Source organism: Bordetella genomosp. 9, assembly GCF_002119725.1.
Taxonomy (GTDB): domain Bacteria; phylum Pseudomonadota; class Gammaproteobacteria; order Burkholderiales; family Burkholderiaceae_B; genus Bordetella_C.
Map to the genome: position 1 here is coordinate 4,225,102 of NZ_CP021109.1, position 21,043 is coordinate 4,246,144.

The following is a 21,043-nucleotide window of genomic DNA, read 5'->3' on the forward strand; positions in this document are numbered from 1 at the left end:
TCCGCTCAACGCCCGGGTTCCCAGGACACCTTGATATTGCCATTGACGAAGGTCTGGCAGGCCATGCGGTAGCCTTTCTCGAAGTCTTCGGGCGTCAGATGCCGGCGCTCCTTGGGCTTGACCGCGTCGGTGTTCTCCAGGCCCTCTTCGATCAGGCATTTGCAGGTGCCGCACAGGCCGCCGCCGCATTTGAACGGGATGCCGCCCTTTTCCTTGAGGGACACGCGCAGCAGATTGCTGTTGGGCGGCGCGGTGACGACCTTGCCGCCGTTCGTGAGAAAAGTGATTTCAACCATGATGGGATGCCGGTACGAAGAAGGAGCCTTGGTCCAGGTCTGAAGGCATGACCCGTATGCCGCCGGGGTCCATGGCCGATGTGGGACTTGCTGTCGGAATCGGGCGCGTCATCCCTCGCGCCGCACCAGGGCGGCGTCCAGCGTGCCGAAATTCGCCAGCTGACCGATGGCGCAGCGTGCCTCTTCCAGCGTCGCGAAGCGCTCCAGCACGCGCGTGGGAACGACGTTGACGGTGTGCGGAGGCGCATCTTCCACGATGCGCACGCGCGTGGGACCCGGCGCCCGGACAATCTGGAACACCGCCTTCGTTTTGCCGCAGAAGACGTAGTCGTAGGTCTCCACGACTTCCACGTCGGCGCCAGGTTCGCTGTGGTAGATGCCCGGCTTGCTGGTCAGGACTGCGTAAAAGGCCGGGCCGGTCGGCGTAGTCATGATGCCTCGTCGTCCTGCGCCAGCTCGATATCGGCGGTGAGCCACAGTTGGCACGCGAGCCGATACCCCTGCTCGACGCGCTCGCCAAGCTGCTTTTTTTCCTTCCAGTTGACCGGGGGCAGATGCTCGCCCCCCGCGATCACGCGGCATGCGCACTTCGCGCACTTTCCCATGCCGCATTCATAGCGCAGATGCGGATAGGGAAAGCGCTTGATGCCCGCACGGACCACCAGGTTGGCGTTGTCCTGGACGACGTCCGTATAGGTTTCGCCGCCCTTGTGAAACACGACTGTCGGCATGTGCCCTCGCCGGCCTCAGGCGGCCATCTTGAGTTCGGGCAACGGGATGTCCTTCTCCACGTAGTCCGTATACAGCGCGGTCGTATAGAGCAGACGCATCTGCGCGCCGATTTCGCAGATCTTCAGGCAACGCTGCTGCAGTTCGGGCGTGTTGGCATGCTCCAGAACAATCTGGTAGCCCCGTTCGCCGTGAATTTCGTCCGAGACGATGTGCAGGTCGAAAAACTCCACTTCCTCATCGGTGAAACCGTACTTCTCCCGCAGCGTCGGGGTCTGCTTGCGGTAGATGGAAGGCACCTGCGATTCCAGCCCCACGACCAGGCCGGCCACTGCAACGATGGGATCCTCCCGCATCGCGACGCAATAGCACCAGCTTTGGAGCGCCCGGGTGGTGGGCGACATATTGTCCGGATTGGTCACCCGCTCCCGCGTGGTCCCGCACGCCTCTGCAAATCGGATCAGAAGATCCGTATGACGGTCGCCGCCGATCTCTTCCTCGTACATGTTGGCCAGCAGGAAATCCTTGGCTTCGGTGTAGTGGTCGGGCGTGCGGGCGTACAGATAACCCAGGTAGTCGGCGAAGGGACCGACGTAGTGATAGTGGTTTTCGGCCCAGCGGCACAAATGTTCACGGCTCAACTTGCCCGAAGCCCAGGCAATGCTGAAAGGCGAGGCATTGGCGCTTTTGCCTTTGATGGCGTTTTCCAGGGCGGTGCGAAATTCGTCTCGACTCATCAGTTCGGCCATGGCGGGCTCCTTGTTGCGAGTGGGGAAATGCCGCGCCATAGCGCCGGCATGAGTGCACATTGTATACCGTATGGTGTGACGAACACCCTGGGGTAAACACCGAGATGCTATCCCCGTAGCCGATGGGCCTACCGATAAGCACGGGCCGCTGCCGCAGATAACGGCCCTTCCGGTGGAGCCGCCCGCAGCGGCAGCCGGGGCGCCGCACCGCGCGAGCGCGTCGCCCTGACTGCGCGACGGCTGAATATTGCATACAGAAAAGCCCCGCCACGTGAGTTTCAAGCCCGAATGGGATTGAGCTGCCGCCCCTGACGCGCTATAATGTTTTCAGTCAAATAGCAATCAGTATTTACCATGAACACCCATCTTTCCCCGCAGGAAACCTATCTGGCTCGACCGATCGGCGAGCAAATGGCCGCCCACCTCGCCCGCCGCGCCGAAGTCCGCCGCATGGTGCCGCTGCTTCCCCGCAGCCTGGCTGAATTGTTTGCGGCCTGGCGCCGCCCGGCCACAAACGCATCCGCGCGCCCGCCACGCGAGAACCGCGCCGCGCATTCATGGGCATCGGAAACGAAGTAACGCAATAACGGGTTCAGCGCGGGAATCGGTCTTATATCTTATAGATTGAGCGGCAACGCCGCTTATGGAACCGGTGTCGGGGCACGGCGTTTGCTCCTCGGTGGGTTCGTTCAACTCCCCAAGGAGCAACACATGAAGCTTCGCCGTCTCACTCCCGCCCTGGCGTTTGCCGCCGTATTTGCCACGGGCGTCGCTACCGCGCAGTCGTCGGCCCCTACGACGCCCTCGACCACGCCAAACGACACCACCGCAACGCCGCCCAATAACGCCAAGGTTCCTCCCGGCACTGCTTCCCCGGCGCCCAATTCCACGGTGACGCCGCAATCCAATACCGGCAAGGGCACCGCCACCCACAAGAGCGGCACCAGCGGTCATGGTTCCCAGCACAGCGGCAGCATGAATAAAAGCCGCTCGGATAAAAGCCACTCGGGCAGCAGCTCGTCCAGTTCGACGCGGTCCGGAAACTCGGCCCAACCGTCCGAATCGGTTCCCGCCACGGGCGCGGGCAAGTAAGCCCGCCTGCGCGGCCGGCAAGACCGGCCCATCATCGCGCGGCCGCCTCGCAAGAGCTGGCCGCGCGTCTTTCGTGGTTCAGGCCTGCGGCGGGGAGGCCATGGCAGCTCCGCGCTTTACGGGCCGACCGTTATCCATCGCGCCAGGAGATGCAGGTATGGGCAATTTTGCAAATGAAACCCACGCGCGTGTGCAAGACGATGCAATCTTCTTCACCTTGACGCAAAACGGAGAAACGCGCCAATTCGAAATTTCCGGCGATGCGTTGCGCGAGTGCTTCGGGGCTGAAGACAGTTCGGGCAGCGCGCTGCTGCGGGGCTTCGAGCGGGGATGCGAAAAAATCCGGAGCGTGGCGCAAGCCGCTTTCAATACGCCGACCGACGGCATAACGACATTGGGCACCGGCGACTTCGACGGCTGACGCCGGAAGCCTTGCCTCCCCCCAGCAGACCATGGGGTGCGGCCTCAAGCCGCATGGGACCCTGCGCAATCGCGGCGCAGAGCCGCGATTGCGGCCGCAGAATCGGCGGCTTGGCTACGATGCACCGCAAAAAATTATTTCACGTTTGACAGGCCGCCAGCCCTATGCCCAGGAACATTGTGCAAAAATCGCGTGTCACATTGCATTCCGATAACCCTTTGGAGCCAGAGGCAATCCCACGTGTTTGCGCATTCTTCCCGCCGGCTGACCGGTGTATTGTCCGCCCTTTGCGTGTCGACCGCGGCGTTCGTCGGCATGGGCCTCGGGCAATCCGCCCAAGCTTTCTCATTCTTTGACGTCATGAAGCAGGCCCGCGACCTCGCCGGGCAAAGCTACAAGGCGCCGGAACCCAATCTTCCGGATTCCCTTCAGGAATTGAAATTCGCCGGTTACCAGCAGGTGCGCTTCAAGAACGACCATCTGCATTGGCGTAACGCGGGCACGAAATTCACCCTGAGCTTCTATCACGAAGGAATGCATTTCAATACGCCGGTCAAAATCAACGAGATCGACGCGGCGGGCGTCCATGAAATCAAATTCGATCCGGACGATTTCGATTACGGCAATCTCAAGCTGGACCCTGCCGCGCTGAAAAACCTCGGCTTCGCCGGATTCCGGGTTTTGTACCCGGTGAACAGCAAGGACAAAAAGGACGATGAACTGGCGTCCTTTTTGGGCGCCAGCTATTTCCGCGTCATCGGCAAGGGCCAGACCTACGGCTTGTCAGCCCGCGGCCTCGCGATCGACACGGCGCTTCCCTCCGGCGAAGAATTCCCGCGCTTTCGCGAATATTGGATTGCGCGCCCGGCCCCGGAAGATTCGACGCTGACGATTTACGCACTGCTCGATTCGCCGCGCGCCACCGGCGCATATCGCTTTATCTTGAAGCCCACGGACGACAGCACCGTGGTGGACGTCAAGGCGCGCATTTTCCTGCGCGACCAAGTCGGCCGGCTGGGTATCGCACCCATCACCAGCATGTTCCTGTACGGCTCCAACCAGCCGTCGCCGATTCCCAATTACCGGCCGGAGATGCATGATTCCGACGGCTTGGCCATACACACCGGCAACGATGAATGGCTGTGGCGGCCGCTGGTCAATCCGCGGCGTCTTGCGGTCAGCGCATTCAGCGTGGAGAACCCGCGCGGTTTCGGTCTGCTGCAACGCGGGCGGGAATTCAGCCGCTATGAAGACCTGGACGATCACTATGAAAAGCGCCCCAGCTTGTGGATCGAGCCGCAAGGCGATTGGGGCAAAGGCAGCGTCCAATTGGTCGAAATCCCGACCAAGGATGAAACCAACGACAACATCGTGGCGTTCTGGGTTCCTGAAAAGCAGCCGGCCAAGGGCGAACCGCTGGACGCCGACTACCGCATGACGTGGACCTTGAATGAAAACAAGACCCACACCACGCCGCTTGCTTGGGTCATGCAGACGCGCCGCTCCCGCGAAGAGGTGAAAGGCCCCGACCTGATTCGCCGCGCCGACGGCAGCATCGCCTACATCATCGATTTCGTCGGTCCTTCGCTGCAATCATTGCCCGCCGATGCCACCGTCACGGCCGACACCTGGGTCGATGGCAATGGGCAGATCGTCGAGAACACGGTTCGCCCCAACGGCGTCACGGGCGGGCGCCGCCTGATTTTGCGCGTCAACGTGAAGGATCCCACCAAGCCGGTGGAAATGCGGGCTTTCCTGACCAACGGCCAGACGCCGCTGTCGGAAACCTGGACTTATCGCATTCCGAATGAACCTGAAGCCAAATAACAGCGTGCCGGGCACCGACACGGTCGAAGACTACCTGGAACGCCTGGCGCTACCGCCGCAGGCCAGGCAACGCGCACTCGAACGCGCCGCGCAGGCCGCCGGCGAAGGACAGCCGGCGCTCGAGGCCATGCATCGCGCCCTGGCCGGCGATGATGCCGCGGCCGCCGAGCCGGAGCTCGCCTCCGGGCTGGCGCGCCTGCGGGCCGCCGAGGGCGACGACCCGGACATCGAGGCCATGGCGCGGCAGCTGCCGGACTCGGGTGTATGCCTGTCCTCGGCGCCGCCGCTGAACCGCACCCCGATGTCCCCGGAGCCGTGGATCACCAATCCGCTGGTGCGGGGATGGCGCCGGCTGCGGGGGCAAGCGCCAAGCACCGCCGAAGACTACAACGCCATCGCGCCTCGCATGGATCCGCGCTGGCGGCTGGCGGGCAGCCGCCGCCGGCTGGTGCTCCTGGTCATGGTGGCGCTGCAAACGGCCGTGGCCACCTATTACATGAAGGGAGTGCTGCCGTACCAGGGCAAGCAGGTCCTGGAAATCGGCATCCTCTTCCTGTTCGCGCTCCTGTTCTGCTGGGTGTCGGCGGGTTTCTGGACCGCCATGATGGGCTTTCTGCAGCTGCTGATCGGCCGCGACCGCTACAGTATTTCCGCTCGCGGAATGTCCGACGCGCCGCTCGACCCCTCGGCGCGCACGGCCATCGTCATGCCGATCTGCAATGAAGACGTGCCCCGCGTGTTCGCGGGCTTGCGGGCCACTTACGAATCCCTGGCGCAGACGGATGCGCTGGAGAACTTCGATATTTTCGTCCTGAGCGACAGCTACAAGGCGGATATCTGCGTGGCCGAACAGCGCGCCTGGGTGGACCTGTGCAAAACGGTCAAGGGCTTCGGGCGCATCTTCTATCGGCGCCGCCGCCGCAGGGTCAAGCGCAAGAGCGGGAACATCGACGATTTCTGCCGCCGCTGGGGCGCCAACTACCGCTACATGGTGGTGCTGGACGCCGACAGCGTGATGACCGGCGATTGCCTGAAACGGCTGGTGCAACTGATGGAAGCCAGCCCCGATGCCGGCATCATCCAGAGCGCGCCGCAGGCCAGCGGCATGGACAGCCTGTACGCACGCATCCAGCAGTTCGCCACGCGCGTGTACGGCCCCCTCTTCACGGCCGGCATGCACTATTGGCAGCTGGGCGAATCGCACTATTGGGGGCACAACGCCATCATCCGGCTGGCGCCTTTCATGCGACATTGCGTGCTCGCGCCTCTGCCCGGGAAGGGCGCTTTCGCGGGCGCCATTCTGTCGCACGACTTCGTCGAAGCCGCACTGATGCGGCGGGCCGGCTGGGGCGTATGGATCGCCTACGACCTGCCGGGCAGCTATGAGGAACTGCCGCCCAATCTGCTGGAAGAACTGCAGCGCGATCAGCGATGGTGCCACGGCAATTTGATGAATTTCCGGCTGTTCTTCATCGAGGGCTTCCATCCGGTGCACCGCGCGGTCTTCCTGACCGGCGTGATGTCCTACCTGTCCGCGCCGCTGTGGTTCCTGTTCCTGCTGCTGTCGACAGCGCTGCTGGCCGTGCATACCCTTACCGAGCCGCAGTACTTCATTGAGCCGCGCCAGCTCTTCCCCATCTGGCCGCAATGGCATCCGGACAAGGCGATCGCGCTGTTCTCCACCACGGCGGTGCTGTTGTTCCTGCCGAAGGTGCTGGGCGTGCTGCTGGTCTGGGCGCGCGGCGCCCGTTTGTTCGGCGGCCGGCAGAAGGTGCTTTCGAGCATGCTGCAGGAAGTGCTGTTCTCGATGCTGCTGGCGCCGGTGCGCATGTTGTTCCACACGCGCTTCGTGGTGGCGGCGTTCCTGGGCCTGTCCGCGAAGTGGATTTCGCCGGCGCGCGACAACAACGAAACCACCTGGGGCGACGCATTCAAACGGCACGGATCGCAGACCCTGCTGGGCCTATGCTGGGCGGCGCTGGTGGCCTGGCTGAACCCGGTGTTCCTGTTCTGGATGGCCCCGATCCTGGCGGCCCTGCTTCTGATCATCCCGCTGTCGGTCTATTCCAGCCGGGTGGACCTGGGACGGCGCGCATATCTGTCGCGTCTCTTCCGCATTCCGGAGGAAACGCACCCGCCGACCGAGCTGCAGGCGACACGGCGCTACACCGCCCAGAACCGCAGCGTGCCGCACATCCCCGATTTCGAGGACGCCATCGTCGACCCCGGCGTGAACGCCCTGGCGTGCGCCATGGCCACTGCCCGCCACAAACCCAACCCGCTGAACGAGGCCTACCGCCGCCAGCAGGTGGATCACGTGATGGAATATGGCGTAGACGCGCTGTCCGAGCCGCAGAAAATCAAGCTGCTGGACGACCCCGTCAGCCTGGGTCGTGTGCACGGCGCCATCTGGCGCAGCCGCGAGGAACACGCGGTGCAGCTGCGCGAGCGCACCGCGCCGCGCGAAGAAGCGGAACCCGACCTCGAAACCGCCGAGGCGGTGCTCTAAGACCGCGGCCCACCGCCACCCAAAGAAAAGGCGCCGGGAATTCCCGGCGCCTTTCGTTTCATTTGCCCCTCGAGCAGGAAGCGCGCCAGCGCCTCAAACGCGGTCACCCGAACCTAAGCCCAAGCCCAAGCCCCGGCCCCAGCCCCAGCCACAGCCACAGCACCAGCCCCAAAAACCCACAGGTGCCACCCGACCGGGGCGCCGCGGATCCGGCTTCGCCGGTCCGCAGGCGCGCCCCCTTGAGCGGGGAAGCGCGCCAGCGCTTCGGGGGTGGGCTTCCCTTCCGGTCCGCAGGCGCGCCCCCTTGAGCGGGAAGCGCGCCAGCGCTTCGGGGGTGGGCTTTCCTACAGCACCCGCAGCGGTGAGCCGGCGCCCCACGCCTTGATCGCTTCCAGTGCATTCGCATAGAAAGCCTTGAAGTTGTCCTCGCTGACGTAGCCCAGGTGCGGGGTCAGGACGACGTTGCGCAGCTGCCGGACCGGGTCGTCGGGCGGCAGCGGCTCGGCCGGGAACACGTCCAGGCCCGCGCCGGCGAGGCGCCCATTGCGCAGCGCATCCATCAAGGCGTCCTGGTCGACCAGACCCGCGCGCGATGTATTGACGAAAAAGGCCGTGGGTTTCATGGCCGCGATGCTGGCGGCGTCCACGACGTGCCGCGTGGACGCGGACAGGATCAAATGCACGCTCACCACGTCGGACGTCGCGAACAGCTCCTGCTTGCCGGCATAGCGGGCCCCACCCTGCTCCGCCCGCTCGGGCGTCAGATTCGGACTCCAGGCCACGACGTCCATATCGAAGGCTCGGCCCACCCGCGCCACGGCCGAGCCCAGCTTGCCAAGCCCGATCACGCCGAGCCGCTTGCCTTTCAGCGGCAGTGGCATCCCGGTCTGCCACTGGCCCTGGCGCATGTTCTGGTTTTCCGTGCAGAGGTTCTTGAACAAGGCCAGGATCAGCGCCCAACTCAATTCCGCCGTGGCGTTCACGGCATTGGGCGCGCCCGGTGCGCCGCTGACTACGATGCCGCGGGCCTTGCACGCCTCCATATCGATAGCGTTGTTGCGCAGGCCGGTGGTCACGAGCAGCTTCAGGGCCGGCAAGGCGTTGATCAGCTCGGCGGGAAACGGCGTGCGCTCCCGCATGATGACGATCACATCGAAAGGCTGCAGGGCGGCGATGCGCCCCGGGCCGTCGGGCAAATATTCGCGGAAGACCTGGACCGTGGCTTGCGGACCGAGCGAAGCCCAGTCGGCATAATCCGCCGCCACGCCGTGATAGTCGTCAAGAATGGCAATCTTCAATGCCTTCTCCTGGAGGGATGGAGGGAACACGTGGCCGCTTGCCCGCTCAGCCGCCCTTCTGCGAGGATTTATCCAGATACGTCATCAGCTCGTCGCGCGGCAGCGCACCGCTCACGCGCGACCCGTCGGCGAAGAACAGGGTGGGCGTGCCGCGCACCATCAGCCGCTGGCCCAGGGCCAGCACCTGATCGATGGGCGCATTGCAGGAGCCCGTGGGCGGCGTTTTGCCGCGCACCATCCAATCGTCCCAGGCCTGTCCGGGCTTGGGCGCACACCAGATGTCGCGCGCCTTGACACGCGAATCCGGGGCCAGGATGGGATAGATGAAGGTGTAGATCGTGAGGTTCGGGACGTCTTCCAGCGTCTGGCGCAACTGCTTGCAATAGCCGCAATTGGGGTCCTCGAAAATCGCGACGACCCGCGAGCCGTCGCCGTTGACGCGCTTGATTGCCAGGTCCAACGGCAATTGGCTGAAGGCAATCGAACCGATCTGCTCCTGGCGTTCGCGGGTGACGTCGCGGCGCGTGACGGCATCGATCAGCGGTCCTTCCATCACCCATCCCACCGAAGCGTCGGTGTAGATCAGATCCATGCCCACTTGCACTTCGAACAGGCCATACGGCGTGCGCCGCACCGCGGTGACGTTCAGGTCCGGAAAGCGTTCGTGAAAGCGTGCCGCCACGGCATCCGCGTCCGTGGGCGCTGCCTGTGTGGTGCTGACCACCTTCTCCCCGGGATTTGGCCCGTCCGTGCTGGTGGATTTGGCCGCCGGCGCCAGGCCGGACGTGTTCGTGACCGTTTCACCGGCGGCCGGCCGGCCCGCGGACTGCGTGGAGACGGACTTGTCGGCGGCGCTCGATGTCGCGGCCAGTGAAGCGGCCGCAACCGCCAGGCAGGCGGCGGAAAGCCAGGCTCGGATCGTCATTGCAAATACTCCTAGAACATACGGGCGCCTGGAACGGCCTTGCCTTGCGTCAACCCCGGGAAGCCTGCTCGATCAGCAGGCGTTTGATGGACGGCATCGCGTCCACCCATCGCATGCCGGCATTGCGCAGCCAGGCAGCCGGGGCCCCCCGGCTGGCGAACAGCCGGTGCAATCCGTCCGTGACCAGGCGCATGGCGAGCACCGGTTCGGCGCGGGCGCGCTGGTAGCGCCGCAATACCCGGAGATCGCCCGGTCCCCGGTAAGGTTCGCGTTGCGCAACGATTGTAGCCAGCGCCTCGGCATCGCCCAGCCCAAGGTTCAGGCCTTGTCCGGCCAAGGGGTGGACCCGGTGGGCGGCATCGCCTGCCAGCGCGACGCCGGGCGCAACCATCTGGGCATGCTCGACAAAAAGCGGAAACCCATGCAGACCGATATTCATGCGCACCTCGCCCAGCCGTCCGGCGGTTATGTGCGCCAGGTGACGCGACAGTTGCCGCGCCTGTTCTTCGGCAGGAAGGGCCTGCAGCGCCCGGGCCTGCGCAGCCGGCGCCGACCACACCATCGAAACCTGGGGACCGCGTTCGGTGTCCGGCAATGGCAGCAGCGCGAGCACGCCGTCGTCGCGGAACCACTGCATCGCCGTACCGTGATGGGGCAGATCCGCGTCCAGATGTGTGACAAGCCCTACCGCATCATAGGGGACGGACCGATGATCGAGGCCCGCGGCGCTGCGCAGCGGCGATGATGCGCCGTCCGCGCCCACGGCGAGCCCGGCGCGCAATTGGGCGCCGCCCTCGGTCAGCAGCATGCCGCGCTGGTAGCCGACGCAACGGTCGGTGATCCAGGGAATGCCGGATAAACGGACGGCCTGAGCCAGCACACGTTCGATTTCCGATGCTTCCACGATCCAGGCCAGATGGGGCTGGGCCGCCTGCCAGGCCGTCAAGGTGACGGCGCCGTCCGCGTCGCCATGGACCTCCATCGCATCCACCGGGGCCATCCGGGCCGCCGGCAGCGCATCCCAGATGCCGAGTTCCGCCAGGAAGCGCTGGCTGGCGGGAGACAAGGCGTAGACGCGCGGGTGGTAGTGCGCGGCCGGCGCCGGCGGCACCGCGGCCGCAGGCGCGAGCACCGACACAGGCTGGCGCCGGCGGGCGAGCGCCAGCGCGGTCGCCAGGCCCACGATCCCCGCCCCGCAAACGACGATACCCTCGCTCATCTGGCGCTCGGCTCCCCGGCCTGTTTAGGCCACAGTACCCACATTTGTCCGCGTTGCTTCATCCGGCCGGCCATCTGTCCGGCCGCGTCGCCGGTACCCCAGTAGAAGTCCGCCCGGGCGGCGCCGCGGATGGCGGTGCCCGTATCCTGCGCGAACACCAGCCGCTCCAGCGCGCGATCGGACCCCGGCCAGGTGGTCCCCAGGAAAACCGGCGTGCCCAGCGGCACGAAGGAAGCATCCACGGCCACCGACCGTCGCGGCGTCAGCGGCACCCCATAGGCGCCGCGCGGACCGGCTTCGGGATCGACCAGCGGCTCTTCCTTGAAGAACACCACCGCCGGATTGGCGTTCAGCATTTCCCGCACCCGTTGCGGATTGCGCTGGGCCCACGCGCGGATGCCCTGCATCGACGCCTGGTCGGCGCTCAATTCCCCCTTATCGATCAGCCAGCGGCCGATCGACACGTAAGGCTGACCGTTGTGGTCCGCATACACCACGCGGATCGTCTTGCCGGCGTCCGGGCCATCGGTCAGCAGGACCCGCCCGGAACCCTGGACCTGCAGAAAGAAATTGTCCACGGGGTCGTCGATGTAGACGAGCGCGGGCGGCCGCCGCCCGGGGTTTTCCAGTTCGGCCCGCGTGTCGTAGGGGACCACGCGCTTGCCTTCCAGTTTGCCGCGCACGCGCTTGCCCGCCAGCTCCGGGTAGATGGCACCCAGATCCACGGTGAGGAGGTCGTCCGGGGGGGAATAGAGCGGCCACTGATGCAGCCCGCCTTGGCGTCGCGAGCCTCGCACCAAGGGCTCGTAATAGCCCGTGACGAGATTCGCGGCGGGTTTGCCGTCCGCCGCCAGCAGGCGCCATGGCTGCAGATAGGTCTGCAGGAAGCGGCGCACGCTTTCGGGATCCGTAGCGACGGGACGCCGCGCCGGATCCACCGCCGCCGCGCAGACGGGCTGCCAGGCCCGTGGCGCGGCGCGGGCGGGGAGCGTCAGATTGCCGCTGGTCGGCCGCATCAGGCCCTTGCAATTGCGCAGGAACACGGGCCAGAACTGCGCCAGGTCGTCATCGCGCCAGCCGGGGATCTCGGCGTACGACACGCGCTGGAACCGCCCCGCCAGGGGGCGCGCCGGCGTATCGGGCAGCCGCGTCAGGGGCGGCACCGCCAGCGGCGCTTCGGCAGACGAAGGCTGCGGCGCGCCCGGCGCCGCAGCCGGGCTTTCTTCCGGGGGAACGTCAGGCGCAATGGTCGAACAGCCGGCCAGCGCCATGCTCAACAGCAGCGCGACCGGAAACAGGCGGGACAGGGATTGCTTCATCGACAAGGCAAGGGAGGACGGGAACAACGACGCCGGAGCGGGGCGGGGCCGGCTCAATGCAATATCCGCGGCATCGCCAGCAGGAATTCCGCGATCGGCACTTCGAAGGGGATGCCGTTTTCGCCCACGCAGTGATAGGTGCCGCGCATGGTTCCCACGGGCGTGGGAAGCGGGCAGCCGCTGGTGTACTCGAAGGTCTCGCCCGGAGCGAGCAGGGGCTGCTGCCCCACCACGCCCAGGCCGCGCACTTCCTGCACGCGCTGATTGCCGTCGGTGATGATCCAGTGCCGGCTGATGACCTGCGCGGGATGTTCGCCCGTGTTGGTGATGCGCACCGTGTACGCGAACACATACTGCTGTTCCGCGGGATCGGACTGCTCGGGCACGTAGCGCGGTTCGACCGCGACGGTGAGATCGTAGGGTTTCACTGGCTATTCCGGCCTTTTGCGAGACGGGTCAACGGCGGCGCGGGCGCGACAGCCCCTCGCCCCGGCAAACTACAATATTGGCACATTATCCCTTGAATGCCGCCGACCATGTCTTTCCTGTCCCCCGCCACCCGCATCGCGCCAAGCATCCTGTCCGCCGACTTCGCCCGCCTGGGGGAGGAAGTGCGCAACGTCGTCGCGGCGGGCGCCGATTGGATTCACTTCGACGTCATGGACAACCATTACGTTCCCAACCTGACCATCGGTCCCATGGTATGCGCGGCAATCCGGCCGCACGTCGACGTGCCCATCGACGTGCATTTGATGGTCGAGCCGGTGGACGAGCTGGTTCCCCAGTTCGCCAAGGCGGGCGCGAACATCATCTCGTTTCATCCCGAGGCGACGCGGCACGTGGATCGCACGCTATCGCTGATCCGCGACCACGGGTGCATGGCCGGCCTGGTGTTCAATCCCGCCACGCCGCTGGACTACATGGACTACGTGATGGACAAGCTGGATGTCGTTCTGATCATGTCGGTGAACCCCGGCTTCGGCGGCCAGTCCTTCCTGCCGTCCGCGCTGACGAAGCTGCGCGAAGCGCGCGGGCGCATCGACCGCTGGACGCAGTCGGGCGGGCAGCATATCGCGCTGGAGGTCGATGGCGGCGTGAAGGTCGACAACATCGGCGAGATCCGGGCCGCGGGCGCGGACACCTTCGTCGCGGGCAGCGCCATCTTCGGCCATCCTGACTATGCGGCCATCATCGGCGCCATGCGGCAACAGATCGCCAAGGCAACGACGCTGCCGGCCTGAACCCGATCGCGTCCGCCGCTTCCGGCGCCTGCCACCCGTCCATCCCGCGCGCCGCCGCAACCGCAACCGCTTTCGCGCCCATGACGGGCCGCCACTCCCCAGGGAAAACATCATGACGTCTATCAAAGCCGCGCTATTGGACCTGGACGGCACGCTGCTCGATTCGGTGCCTGATCTGGCCATGGCGGCCAACGGCATGCGGCTGGAGCTGGGCATGGGCCCCTTGCGCGAAGACGTCATCGCCACATTCGTAGGCAAGGGCGTGGACCGGCTGGTGCAGCGCGCCCTGGCCGGCGCGCAGGAACACGGCGAACTCGATCCCCAGCTGTTCGCCAGAGGCCGCGAGTCCTTTTATCGCCATTACCACCTGGTCAATGGCGACAAGGCCGTGGTTTTCGACGGCGTGCTGGAGGGCCTGAAAGCAATGCGCGACATGGGCCTGCGGCTGGCGGTCGTGACCAACAAGCCCACGGAATTCACACTGCCGCTGCTGCAGCGGACCGGGTTGGCGGGCTTTTTCGCGGCTGCGGTGTGCGGCGACACCTGCGCCCGCAAGAAGCCGGACCCGCAGCCGGTCCTGCATGCATGCACGCTGCTGGGCGTATCGCCCGCGCAGGCCGTGACGATCGGCGACTCGCTGAACGACACGCAGGCGGGCCGCGACGCCGGAACCCGCGTGCTAGTCGTGCCCTACGGCTACAACGAAGGCGTGGACGTGCGCACGCTGGAAGTCGATGGTATAGTGTCGTCCTTGGTCGAGGCCGCGCAGTGGATCGCCCGGGACGGCAACGTCCTTCCCGCCAGCGCCGCGCACGGTTGAACGCCCGGCCCCTTCCAGAGCCGTCGTTTCCAGACCATCCGACATCTCGTACATACGCAAATGATCGCCCCCATCCGAACGCAACTGCTTGGCGCCGCTTGGCGCTGGTGGCGTTTGTCTTCCGGGTGGCGATAAGCACTTCCCGGCGTCCGACGCACCCGCGCAACGGCGCCGACCGCAACAAATCTCCAAGCCCGGAACCAGAACACTGGCCGGGCTTTTTGCTGCATGCCCGGCTCGAATAAACCGAAACGAGACCGACATGACAGAACTGGAATTCAAAGCACTCGCCACACAGGGCTACAACCGTATCCCCCTCATCGCGGACACCTATGCCGATCTGGACACGCCGCTCGGCATCTACCTGAAGCTGGCCCATTCGGGGCCCGAAAACGGCCGCATGACCTGCCTGCTGGAGTCGGTGGTGGGCGGCGAACGTTTCGGCCGGTACTCCTTCATCGGCCTGCCCGCCCGCACCGTGATCCAGGCCCGCGGGACAGTGACCGAAGTGCTGCATGACGGCGAAGTCGTCGAAACCCATCACGGCGATCCCCTGGCCTTCATCGAGCAATACCAGTCCCGCTTCAAGGTCGCCCTGCGGCCGGGCATGCCGCGCTTCGCCGGCGGGCTGGCCGGCTACTTCGGCTACGACACCGTGCGCCACATCGAGCCGCGCCTGGGCCCGGCGGTCAAGCCCTTCCCGGCCGGCATGGAGGAAGGCACGCCCGACATCATGCTGCTGCATGTGGACGAACTGGTCATCGTCGACAACCTGGCGGGCCGCATCTACCTGGTGGTGTATGCGGATCCGGCGCAGCCTGAGGCCTACGCCCGCGCGCAACAGCGCCTGCGCGAGTTGCGCCAGAAGCTGCGCAAGCCCGTGGAAATCCCGTACAGCCACGCCAGCATGCAAACCGAGGAAAGGCGCGATTTCCAGAAGGAAGACTATCTGGCCGCGGTGCGCCGCGCGAAGGAATACATCGCGGCGGGCGACCTGATGCAGGTGCAGGTGGGCCAGGTCATCGCCAAACCGTTCCGGGACTCGCCGCTTTCGCTCTACCGGTCGCTGCGGTCGCTCAATCCCTCCCCCTACATGTACTTCTGGAATTTCGGCGACTTCCACGTAGTGGGTTCATCGCCCGAGATCCTGGTGCGGCAGGAACGCGTTGTCGACAACGGCCAGCCCAAATCGCGCATTACCATCCGGCCGCTGGCAGGCACGCGCAAACGCGGCGCCACGCCGGAAGAAGACGTCGCGCTGGCCGCGGAGCTGCAGGCCGACCCCAAGGAGATCGCCGAACACGTCATGCTGATCGACCTGGCCCGCAATGACGTCGGCCGCGTCGCCGAAACCGGATCGGTGAAGGTAACGGACACCATGTCCATCGAGCGCTATTCCCACGTGATGCACCTGGTCTCCAACGTCACGGGCGATCTGGATCCGCGTATGACCAGCATGGACGTGCTGCGCGCCGCCTTCCCGGCCGGGACGCTGACCGGCGCGCCCAAAGTGCGCGCCATGGAGATCATCGACGAACTCGAACCGGTGCGCCGCGGCATCTATGGCGGCGCGGCGGGCTACCTGAGCTACGGCGGCGAAATGGATGTAGCCATCGCCATCCGCACAGGCGTCATCAAGGACGGCACGCTGTACGTCCAGGCCGCCGCCGGCATCGTCGCGGATTCCAATCCCGAAGCCGAATGGGCCGAAACGGAAGCGAAGGCGCGGGCGGTGCTGCGCGCGGCCGAACAGGTGCAGAACGGGCTGGACCAGCCCATCTGAAGAACAACGGAACAAGCGAGGGCACGGCCATGAGCCTCCTGATGATCGACAACTACGACTCCTTCACCTACAACCTGGTGCAGTACTTCGGCGAGCTGGGCGAAGACGTGCGCGTGGCGCGCAACGACCAGATCACCCTTGAAGAAATCGCCGCCATGAAGCCGGACCGCATCTGCGTATCGCCGGGCCCCTGCTCGCCCGCCGAGGCCGGCATCTCGGTTTCCGTCATAAGGGAATTCGGCGGCAAGATTCCCATTCTCGGCGTCTGCCTGGGACATCAGGCAATCGGCGCGGCCTTCGGCGGCGATATCGTGCGGGCGCCGCGCATCATGCACGGCAAGACCGTCCGCATCGCCCACAAGGGCACCGACATCTTCGCCGGACTGCCCACGCCCTATACGGTCATCCGCTACAACTCGCTGACCATCGACCCCGGCACCCTGCCTGACTGCCTGGAAGCCACGGCCGTCGCCGAGGAAGATGGAGACATCATGGGCGTGCGTCACAAAACGCTGCCCATTTACGGAGTACAGTTCCACCCCGAATCCGTACTGAGCGAACACGGCCATGCCTTGATGCGCAATTTCCTGGCCATCCGATAAAAGACACCGCAAAGGGGACCACCATGACGATATCTCCGACCGAAGCGTTGACGCGCTGCATCGAACACCGGGAGATTTTTCACGACGAGATGCTGCACCTGATGCGCATGCTGATGCGCGGCGAGATGTCGCCCCAGATGGCGTCCGCCCTGCTGATGGGTCTGCGCGTGAAGAAGGAAACCATAGGCGAGATCACCGCCGCCGCGCAGGTGATGCGTGAGTTCGCCACGCCGGTCCAGACTCCCTATCCGGAACAGCTGCTCGATATGTGCGGCACGGGGGGCGACGGCAGCCACACCTTCAACATTTCCACCGCCGCAATGTTCGTGGCCGCAGCAGCGGGCGTAAAGGTCGCCAAGCACGGCGGGCGCAGCGCATCGTCGTCCTCGGGCAGCGCGGACGTGCTCGAGGCGCTGGGCGCCAATGTGCAGATCCCTTCGGAAGGCGTGGCGGAGTGCATCGATCGAGTGGGCATCGGTTTCATGTTCGCGCCTGCGCATCACAGCGCCATGAAAAATATCGCCGCCGTGCGCAAGGAGATGGGGGTGCGCACGATCTTCAACATCCTGGGCCCCCTGACCAATCCCGCCGGCGCGCTGAACCAATTGATGGGCGTGTTCCATCCGGACCTGGTCGGCATACAGGTGCGCGTGCTGCAGCGGCTGGGCTCGCGCCACGTGCTTATCGTTCATGGCAAGGACGGCATGGACGAAGCCTCCCTGGGCGCCGCGACCATGATCGGCGAATTGAAGAACGGCGAAGTGCTTGAATACGAGATCCACCCGGAGGACTACGGGCTATCCATGATGTCCAACCGCGGCATCAAGGTGTCCAATCGTGAGGAGTCGCGCGACCTCATCCTGGAAGCGCTGAACGACAAGCCGGGTCCCGCGCGCGACATCGTCGCGTTGAACGCCGGACTTGCCATCTATGCGGGCAATGCGGCGCCGTCCATCGATGCCGGATTGAAGCTGGCCGTCGAAACGATTGCTAACGGCGCGGCGCGCGGCAAGCTGGAAGAATTTTGCGCTTATACCCGGAAATTTTGAGATGAACGATATTCTTGCGAAGATCCTTGCTGTAAAGGCCGAGGAAGTCGCTACCGCGCGCCAGATGCGCAGCGAATCGGAACTGCTGCGCGAAGCGCAGGCCCGCCAGGACGTGCGTGGCTTTGCGCAAGCCATCGAAGACAAAATCGCCGCCGGCAAGCCCGGCGTGATTGCGGAGATCAAGAAAGCGTCCCCCTCCAAGGGCGTGCTGAGGGAAAACTTCAATCCCGCTGAAATTGCCGCTTCCTATGCCGTCCATGGGGCGGCCTGCCTGTCCGTGCTGACGGACGTGCAATTCTTCCAGGGCTCGCACGACTATCTGCGCCAGGCGCGCGCGGCCTGCCCCCTGCCTGTGCTGCGCAAGGACTTCATCGTCGATCCTTACCAGGTCATCTTTTCGCGCGCGCTGGGCGCCGACTGCGTCCTGCTGATCGTCGCGGCGCTCACGCCTTCGCGGCTGAAAGAGCTGGAAGCCTGCGCCTTGGAACTGGGCATGGACGTCCTGGTCGAAGTGCACGATGCCGCCGAACTCGAAATCGCAGCGCAGCTGCGCACGCCGCTGATCGGCATCAACAACCGAAACCTGCGCACGTTCGAGACCAGTCTGCAGAACACCCTGGATCTGTTGCCCCGCGTGCCCGCCGGCCGCCGCGTCGTGACGGAAAGCGGCATCCTGCGTCCGGAGGACGTGCGGATGATGCGCAAGCACGATGTCCAGGCATTCCTGGTCGGAGAAGCATTCATGCGCGCCCAGGATCCAGGCGCCGAACTGGCGCGGCTGATGGGTTGAATACTGGGCCCGCAACGTTGGCGCGCCGGCAGCCTGCGGCGCGCGTTTTGTTTCGCGTAACGAGCACATAGGAGCGACCTTGGACGCCGCTTTCAGCCACCAGCTGTCGATGACGATTCTGATGACGCCCGACATGGCGAATTTTTCGGGCAACGTCCATGGCGGCCATATCCTGAAGTACCTGGACCAGGTGGCCTACGCCTGCGCCAGCCGCTATGCCGGGCAGTACGTCGTCACGCTATCGGTCGATCAGGTCGTCTTCCGGGAACCGATCCATGTCGGCGAGCTCGTGACGTTTCTTGCGTCGGTGAACTACACGGGCCGGACGTCCATGGAAATCGGCATCAAAGTCATTACCGAGGACATCCGGCAAAAGCTGGTGCGCCATACGAACAGCTGCTACTTCACCATGGTGGCGGTGGACGAGCTGGGCAACCCCACGCCGGTGCCCCCGCTGGAGCCCCGCACGGAAGAGGAACGGCAGCGTTTCGAGGCCGCCAGCCAACGCCGCGCGCTGCGGCAGGAAATGCAGCGCCGCCACGATGCAATCAAGCGCAACGTATCGAACGTCACCGGCGCGGCGGCCTGACCCGCGTCTCCAGACGCCTCAGCGCTGCAAGGCTTCGGCCACCATGGCCGCCAACTGGTCCAGATTGAAGGGCTTTTGCAGCACCCTCTCGTGCTCCAGGATCGTGCCGCTGACCTGCGCATCCGCGTAGCCGGTGGCAAGGATGACGGGAAGGTCGGGCACCAGGCTGCGCGCCCGTTCGATGACCTCCGCCCCGTTCAGCTTGGGCATGATGAAGTCGACCATCAGGAGGTCCGGCGGCTGCTCCTGCAACAGCTTCAGGCCCGCCTCGCCGTCGGCCGCCTGCCGTACTTCGTACCCCAGTATCTGGAGGCATTCGACGATCAGGTTGCGGACCGACGGGTCGTCGTCGATTACCAGCACGTTGGCGGGGGCCGCGCCGCCTTTGTCTTCGGCAAGCGCGGGCGGTTCGTTGTCCAGCGCGGCCGGGTCGGCCGGCGTGAGCCAGATTTCCACCACCGTACCCCGGCCCTGTTCACTGGCGATGCGCGCCGTGCCGCCGGACTGGCGGGCGATGCCGTACACCTGGCTCAACCCCAGCCCTGTGCCCTTGCCGACCGGCTTGGTGGTGAAGAAGGGATCGAACACCTTGCTGAGCGTCTCGGGCGCAATGCCGCTGCCGGTGTCCTTGACCGCGATGACGATGTAGCGCCCGGCCGGGAGATCGCCTTCCGGGGTCTGCCGCACCGCGGTAGATAGCGTCACCACGCCGCCGGAGGGCATGGCGTCGCGCGCATTCAGGCAAAGATTCAAAACCGCCAGTTCCAGCTGGTTGGCGTCCGCAATGGCTTTGGGCACGTCCGGCGCGAACTCCGTCAGCACCCGCACGGTGGGCCCCAGCGACAGCCCAAGCAGCTCGCGCATGCCCGCCAGCAGTTCATTTACGTCCGTCGGCCGCAAGTCCAAATTCTGGCTGCGGGAAAAAGCCAGCAATTGCGCCGTCAATTTCGCGCCCCGTTCAACCGCCTGCTTGGCATTGGCGGCCAGCCGGCGCGCCCGTTCGTCCGGCGAAGTGCGCTGGATGAGTTCGACGCTGCCCATGATGACGTTCAGCAGATTGTTGAAGTCATGCGCAAGTCCGCCGGTCAGCTGGCCGATGGCCTCCATCTTCTGCGACTGCACGAGCGCGCTTTGGGTACGCTCGCGCTCGCGGATTTCCTTCATCAAACGGTCGTTCGCACGGGCCAGGGCATGGGTGCGTTCGGAAATTCGCGTTTCCAGTGTTTCGTTCAGCACGCGCAGCGCTTCTTCGGTTTCAGCCTGACGCTGCAGCTGCGCGCGGGCGCGGTATTGCCGTTCACGCGTGCGCAGCGCGGTGGCAATGGCAAGGCGCAGCGTGTCCGCGTGCAGCGGCTGCTCGAGCAGCATGACGTTGCCCAGCCGCTTGAAGCGCTCGGACGCGGAACCGGCAAGGGGCGACTCGGACGACTCAACGACCAGGAACGGAAAGTCCGACCACGGCTCCTGGCGCACCACCCAACCCGCCAGCGAGTCAAGGACGCCGGGCGTCAACGACGCTGCGGGCAAGACAGCGCAGGATGCACCGGACTCCAGTTCGGACAGCAGGCAGCGCGCGTCGTCGCAGCCGGTCGAACGCGCCCCGATCGCGTCCACGACGTCCCGTATGACTTCAGCATCGCGCCCATGTGGCGTTAGGATGAGCACATGCGCCGCGTCGTTCACCTGGTCTCCCGATTCATCGTTGTGGTTCTTTTGAAATAGAGCCGTCTCCATGTTTCATCCCATACGCGCCAAGGTCCCCCCGCACGGCGCGGAACGGCCATC

The 21,043-nt window shown here is 65.3% G+C and carries 22 protein-coding genes; 12 read left to right on the top strand and 10 right to left on the bottom strand.

Annotated features, from left to right (window positions below):
- Positions 1 to 5: 5 nt before the first annotated feature.
- The 4 genes from CAL13_RS19385 to CAL13_RS19400 all read right to left on the bottom strand — a co-directional run bounded on the left by CAL13_RS19385 (position 6) and on the right by CAL13_RS19400 (position 1,774).
- Complete coding sequence (locus CAL13_RS19385; protein ID WP_086058840.1) at positions 6 to 296, bottom strand: 2Fe-2S iron-sulfur cluster-binding protein; 291 nt, start codon at positions 294 to 296, stop codon at positions 6 to 8.
- A 108-nt stretch (positions 297 to 404) separates the two neighbouring features.
- A complete protein-coding gene (locus CAL13_RS19390; RefSeq protein WP_086073269.1) occupies positions 405 to 728 on the bottom strand; it encodes a ferredoxin in 324 nt (107 codons plus the stop codon).
- Positions 725 to 1,027 (bottom strand): 2Fe-2S iron-sulfur cluster-binding protein, encoded by a 303-nt coding sequence (locus CAL13_RS19395; protein WP_086058842.1) that lies wholly within the window; start codon positions 1,025 to 1,027, stop codon positions 725 to 727. Before CAL13_RS19395 ends, CAL13_RS19390 begins: the two co-directional genes overlap by 4 nt.
- A 15-nt stretch (positions 1,028 to 1,042) precedes the next feature.
- Positions 1,043 to 1,774: a TenA family transcriptional regulator gene (locus tag CAL13_RS19400; protein ID WP_086058843.1), complete on the bottom strand. Its 732-nt coding sequence runs from the start codon at positions 1,772 to 1,774 to the stop codon at positions 1,043 to 1,045.
- Between the two features lie 354 nt (positions 1,775 to 2,128).
- Between CAL13_RS19400 and CAL13_RS19405 the strand changes: the two genes are divergently transcribed.
- The 5 genes from CAL13_RS19405 to mdoH all read left to right on the top strand — a co-directional run bounded on the left by CAL13_RS19405 (position 2,129) and on the right by mdoH (position 7,623).
- Positions 2,129 to 2,353, top strand: coding sequence for a hypothetical protein (locus CAL13_RS19405; protein WP_086073270.1), 225 nt, complete (start codon positions 2,129 to 2,131; stop codon positions 2,351 to 2,353).
- Between the two features lie 132 nt (positions 2,354 to 2,485).
- The gene (locus CAL13_RS19410; protein WP_086073271.1) at positions 2,486 to 2,866 is read left to right on the top strand and encodes a hypothetical protein; all 381 of its coding nucleotides are present in this window, start codon (positions 2,486 to 2,488) and stop codon (positions 2,864 to 2,866) included.
- 100 nt (positions 2,867 to 2,966) lie between these two features.
- A complete protein-coding gene (locus CAL13_RS19415) occupies positions 2,967 to 3,287 on the top strand; it encodes a DUF1488 family protein (protein ID WP_232462446.1) in 321 nt (106 codons plus the stop codon).
- A gap of 315 nt (positions 3,288 to 3,602) precedes the next feature.
- On the top strand, positions 3,603 to 5,114 hold the full coding sequence (locus CAL13_RS19420) for a glucan biosynthesis protein G (RefSeq protein ID WP_086059616.1): 1,512 nt from the start codon (positions 3,603 to 3,605) through the stop codon (positions 5,112 to 5,114).
- Positions 5,095 to 7,623, top strand: a complete 2,529-nt coding sequence (gene mdoH, locus CAL13_RS19425; protein ID WP_086073272.1) for a glucans biosynthesis glucosyltransferase MdoH — start codon at positions 5,095 to 5,097, stop codon at positions 7,621 to 7,623. The genes CAL13_RS19420 and mdoH overlap by 20 nt, the downstream gene beginning before the upstream one ends.
- A gap of 344 nt (positions 7,624 to 7,967) precedes the next feature.
- On the opposite strand, the gene CAL13_RS19430 is transcribed toward mdoH, so the two are convergent.
- From CAL13_RS19430 to apaG, 5 genes are all read right to left on the bottom strand, one after another.
- Entirely contained in the window at positions 7,968 to 8,921 is a 954-nt protein-coding gene (locus tag CAL13_RS19430) for a D-2-hydroxyacid dehydrogenase family protein (RefSeq protein ID WP_086073273.1), read from the bottom strand.
- Between the two features lie 46 nt (positions 8,922 to 8,967).
- The gene (locus CAL13_RS19435; protein ID WP_086073274.1) at positions 8,968 to 9,846 is read right to left on the bottom strand and encodes a DsbC family protein; all 879 of its coding nucleotides are present in this window, start codon (positions 9,844 to 9,846) and stop codon (positions 8,968 to 8,970) included.
- Positions 9,847 to 9,895: 49 nt separating this feature from the next.
- A complete protein-coding gene (locus tag CAL13_RS19440) occupies positions 9,896 to 11,065 on the bottom strand; it encodes a UbiH/UbiF family hydroxylase (RefSeq protein ID WP_086073275.1) in 1,170 nt (389 codons plus the stop codon).
- The gene (gene mltA, locus CAL13_RS19445) at positions 11,062 to 12,372 is read right to left on the bottom strand and encodes a murein transglycosylase A (protein WP_086073741.1); all 1,311 of its coding nucleotides are present in this window, start codon (positions 12,370 to 12,372) and stop codon (positions 11,062 to 11,064) included. The genes CAL13_RS19440 and mltA overlap by 4 nt, the downstream gene beginning before the upstream one ends.
- A 65-nt stretch (positions 12,373 to 12,437) precedes the next feature.
- The gene (apaG, locus tag CAL13_RS19450) at positions 12,438 to 12,812 is read right to left on the bottom strand and encodes a Co2+/Mg2+ efflux protein ApaG (protein WP_086058851.1); all 375 of its coding nucleotides are present in this window, start codon (positions 12,810 to 12,812) and stop codon (positions 12,438 to 12,440) included.
- Between the two features lie 96 nt (positions 12,813 to 12,908).
- On the opposite strand from apaG, the gene rpe reads away from it, so the two are divergent.
- The 7 genes from rpe to CAL13_RS19485 all read left to right on the top strand — a co-directional run bounded on the left by rpe (position 12,909) and on the right by CAL13_RS19485 (position 19,258).
- On the top strand, positions 12,909 to 13,625 hold the full coding sequence (gene rpe, locus CAL13_RS19455) for a ribulose-phosphate 3-epimerase (protein WP_086073276.1): 717 nt from the start codon (positions 12,909 to 12,911) through the stop codon (positions 13,623 to 13,625).
- 112 nt (positions 13,626 to 13,737) lie between these two features.
- A complete protein-coding gene (locus CAL13_RS19460; protein ID WP_086058853.1) occupies positions 13,738 to 14,445 on the top strand; it encodes a phosphoglycolate phosphatase in 708 nt (235 codons plus the stop codon).
- 262 nt (positions 14,446 to 14,707) lie between these two features.
- Positions 14,708 to 16,228, top strand: coding sequence for an anthranilate synthase component I (gene trpE, locus CAL13_RS19465; RefSeq protein WP_086073277.1), 1,521 nt, complete (start codon positions 14,708 to 14,710; stop codon positions 16,226 to 16,228).
- Between the two features lie 29 nt (positions 16,229 to 16,257).
- Positions 16,258 to 16,830 carry an anthranilate synthase component II gene (locus tag CAL13_RS19470; protein ID WP_086073278.1) on the top strand — a complete coding sequence of 191 codons (573 nt, stop codon included), beginning with the start codon at positions 16,258 to 16,260 and terminating at the stop codon, positions 16,828 to 16,830.
- A 23-nt stretch (positions 16,831 to 16,853) separates the two neighbouring features.
- Complete coding sequence (gene trpD / locus CAL13_RS19475; protein ID WP_086058856.1) at positions 16,854 to 17,879, top strand: anthranilate phosphoribosyltransferase; 1,026 nt, start codon at positions 16,854 to 16,856, stop codon at positions 17,877 to 17,879.
- Position 17,880: 1 nt separating this feature from the next.
- The gene (gene trpC / locus CAL13_RS19480) at positions 17,881 to 18,669 is read left to right on the top strand and encodes an indole-3-glycerol phosphate synthase TrpC (protein WP_086058857.1); all 789 of its coding nucleotides are present in this window, start codon (positions 17,881 to 17,883) and stop codon (positions 18,667 to 18,669) included.
- A gap of 79 nt (positions 18,670 to 18,748) precedes the next feature.
- Positions 18,749 to 19,258 carry an acyl-CoA thioesterase gene (locus CAL13_RS19485; protein WP_086058858.1) on the top strand — a complete coding sequence of 170 codons (510 nt, stop codon included), beginning with the start codon at positions 18,749 to 18,751 and terminating at the stop codon, positions 19,256 to 19,258.
- An 18-nt stretch (positions 19,259 to 19,276) separates the two neighbouring features.
- Here the strand turns inward: CAL13_RS19485 and CAL13_RS19490 are convergent, their stop codons facing one another.
- Positions 19,277 to 20,992 carry a response regulator gene (locus tag CAL13_RS19490; RefSeq protein WP_086073279.1) on the bottom strand — a complete coding sequence of 572 codons (1,716 nt, stop codon included), beginning with the start codon at positions 20,990 to 20,992 and terminating at the stop codon, positions 19,277 to 19,279.
- Positions 20,993 to 21,043: the final 51 nt, after the last annotated feature.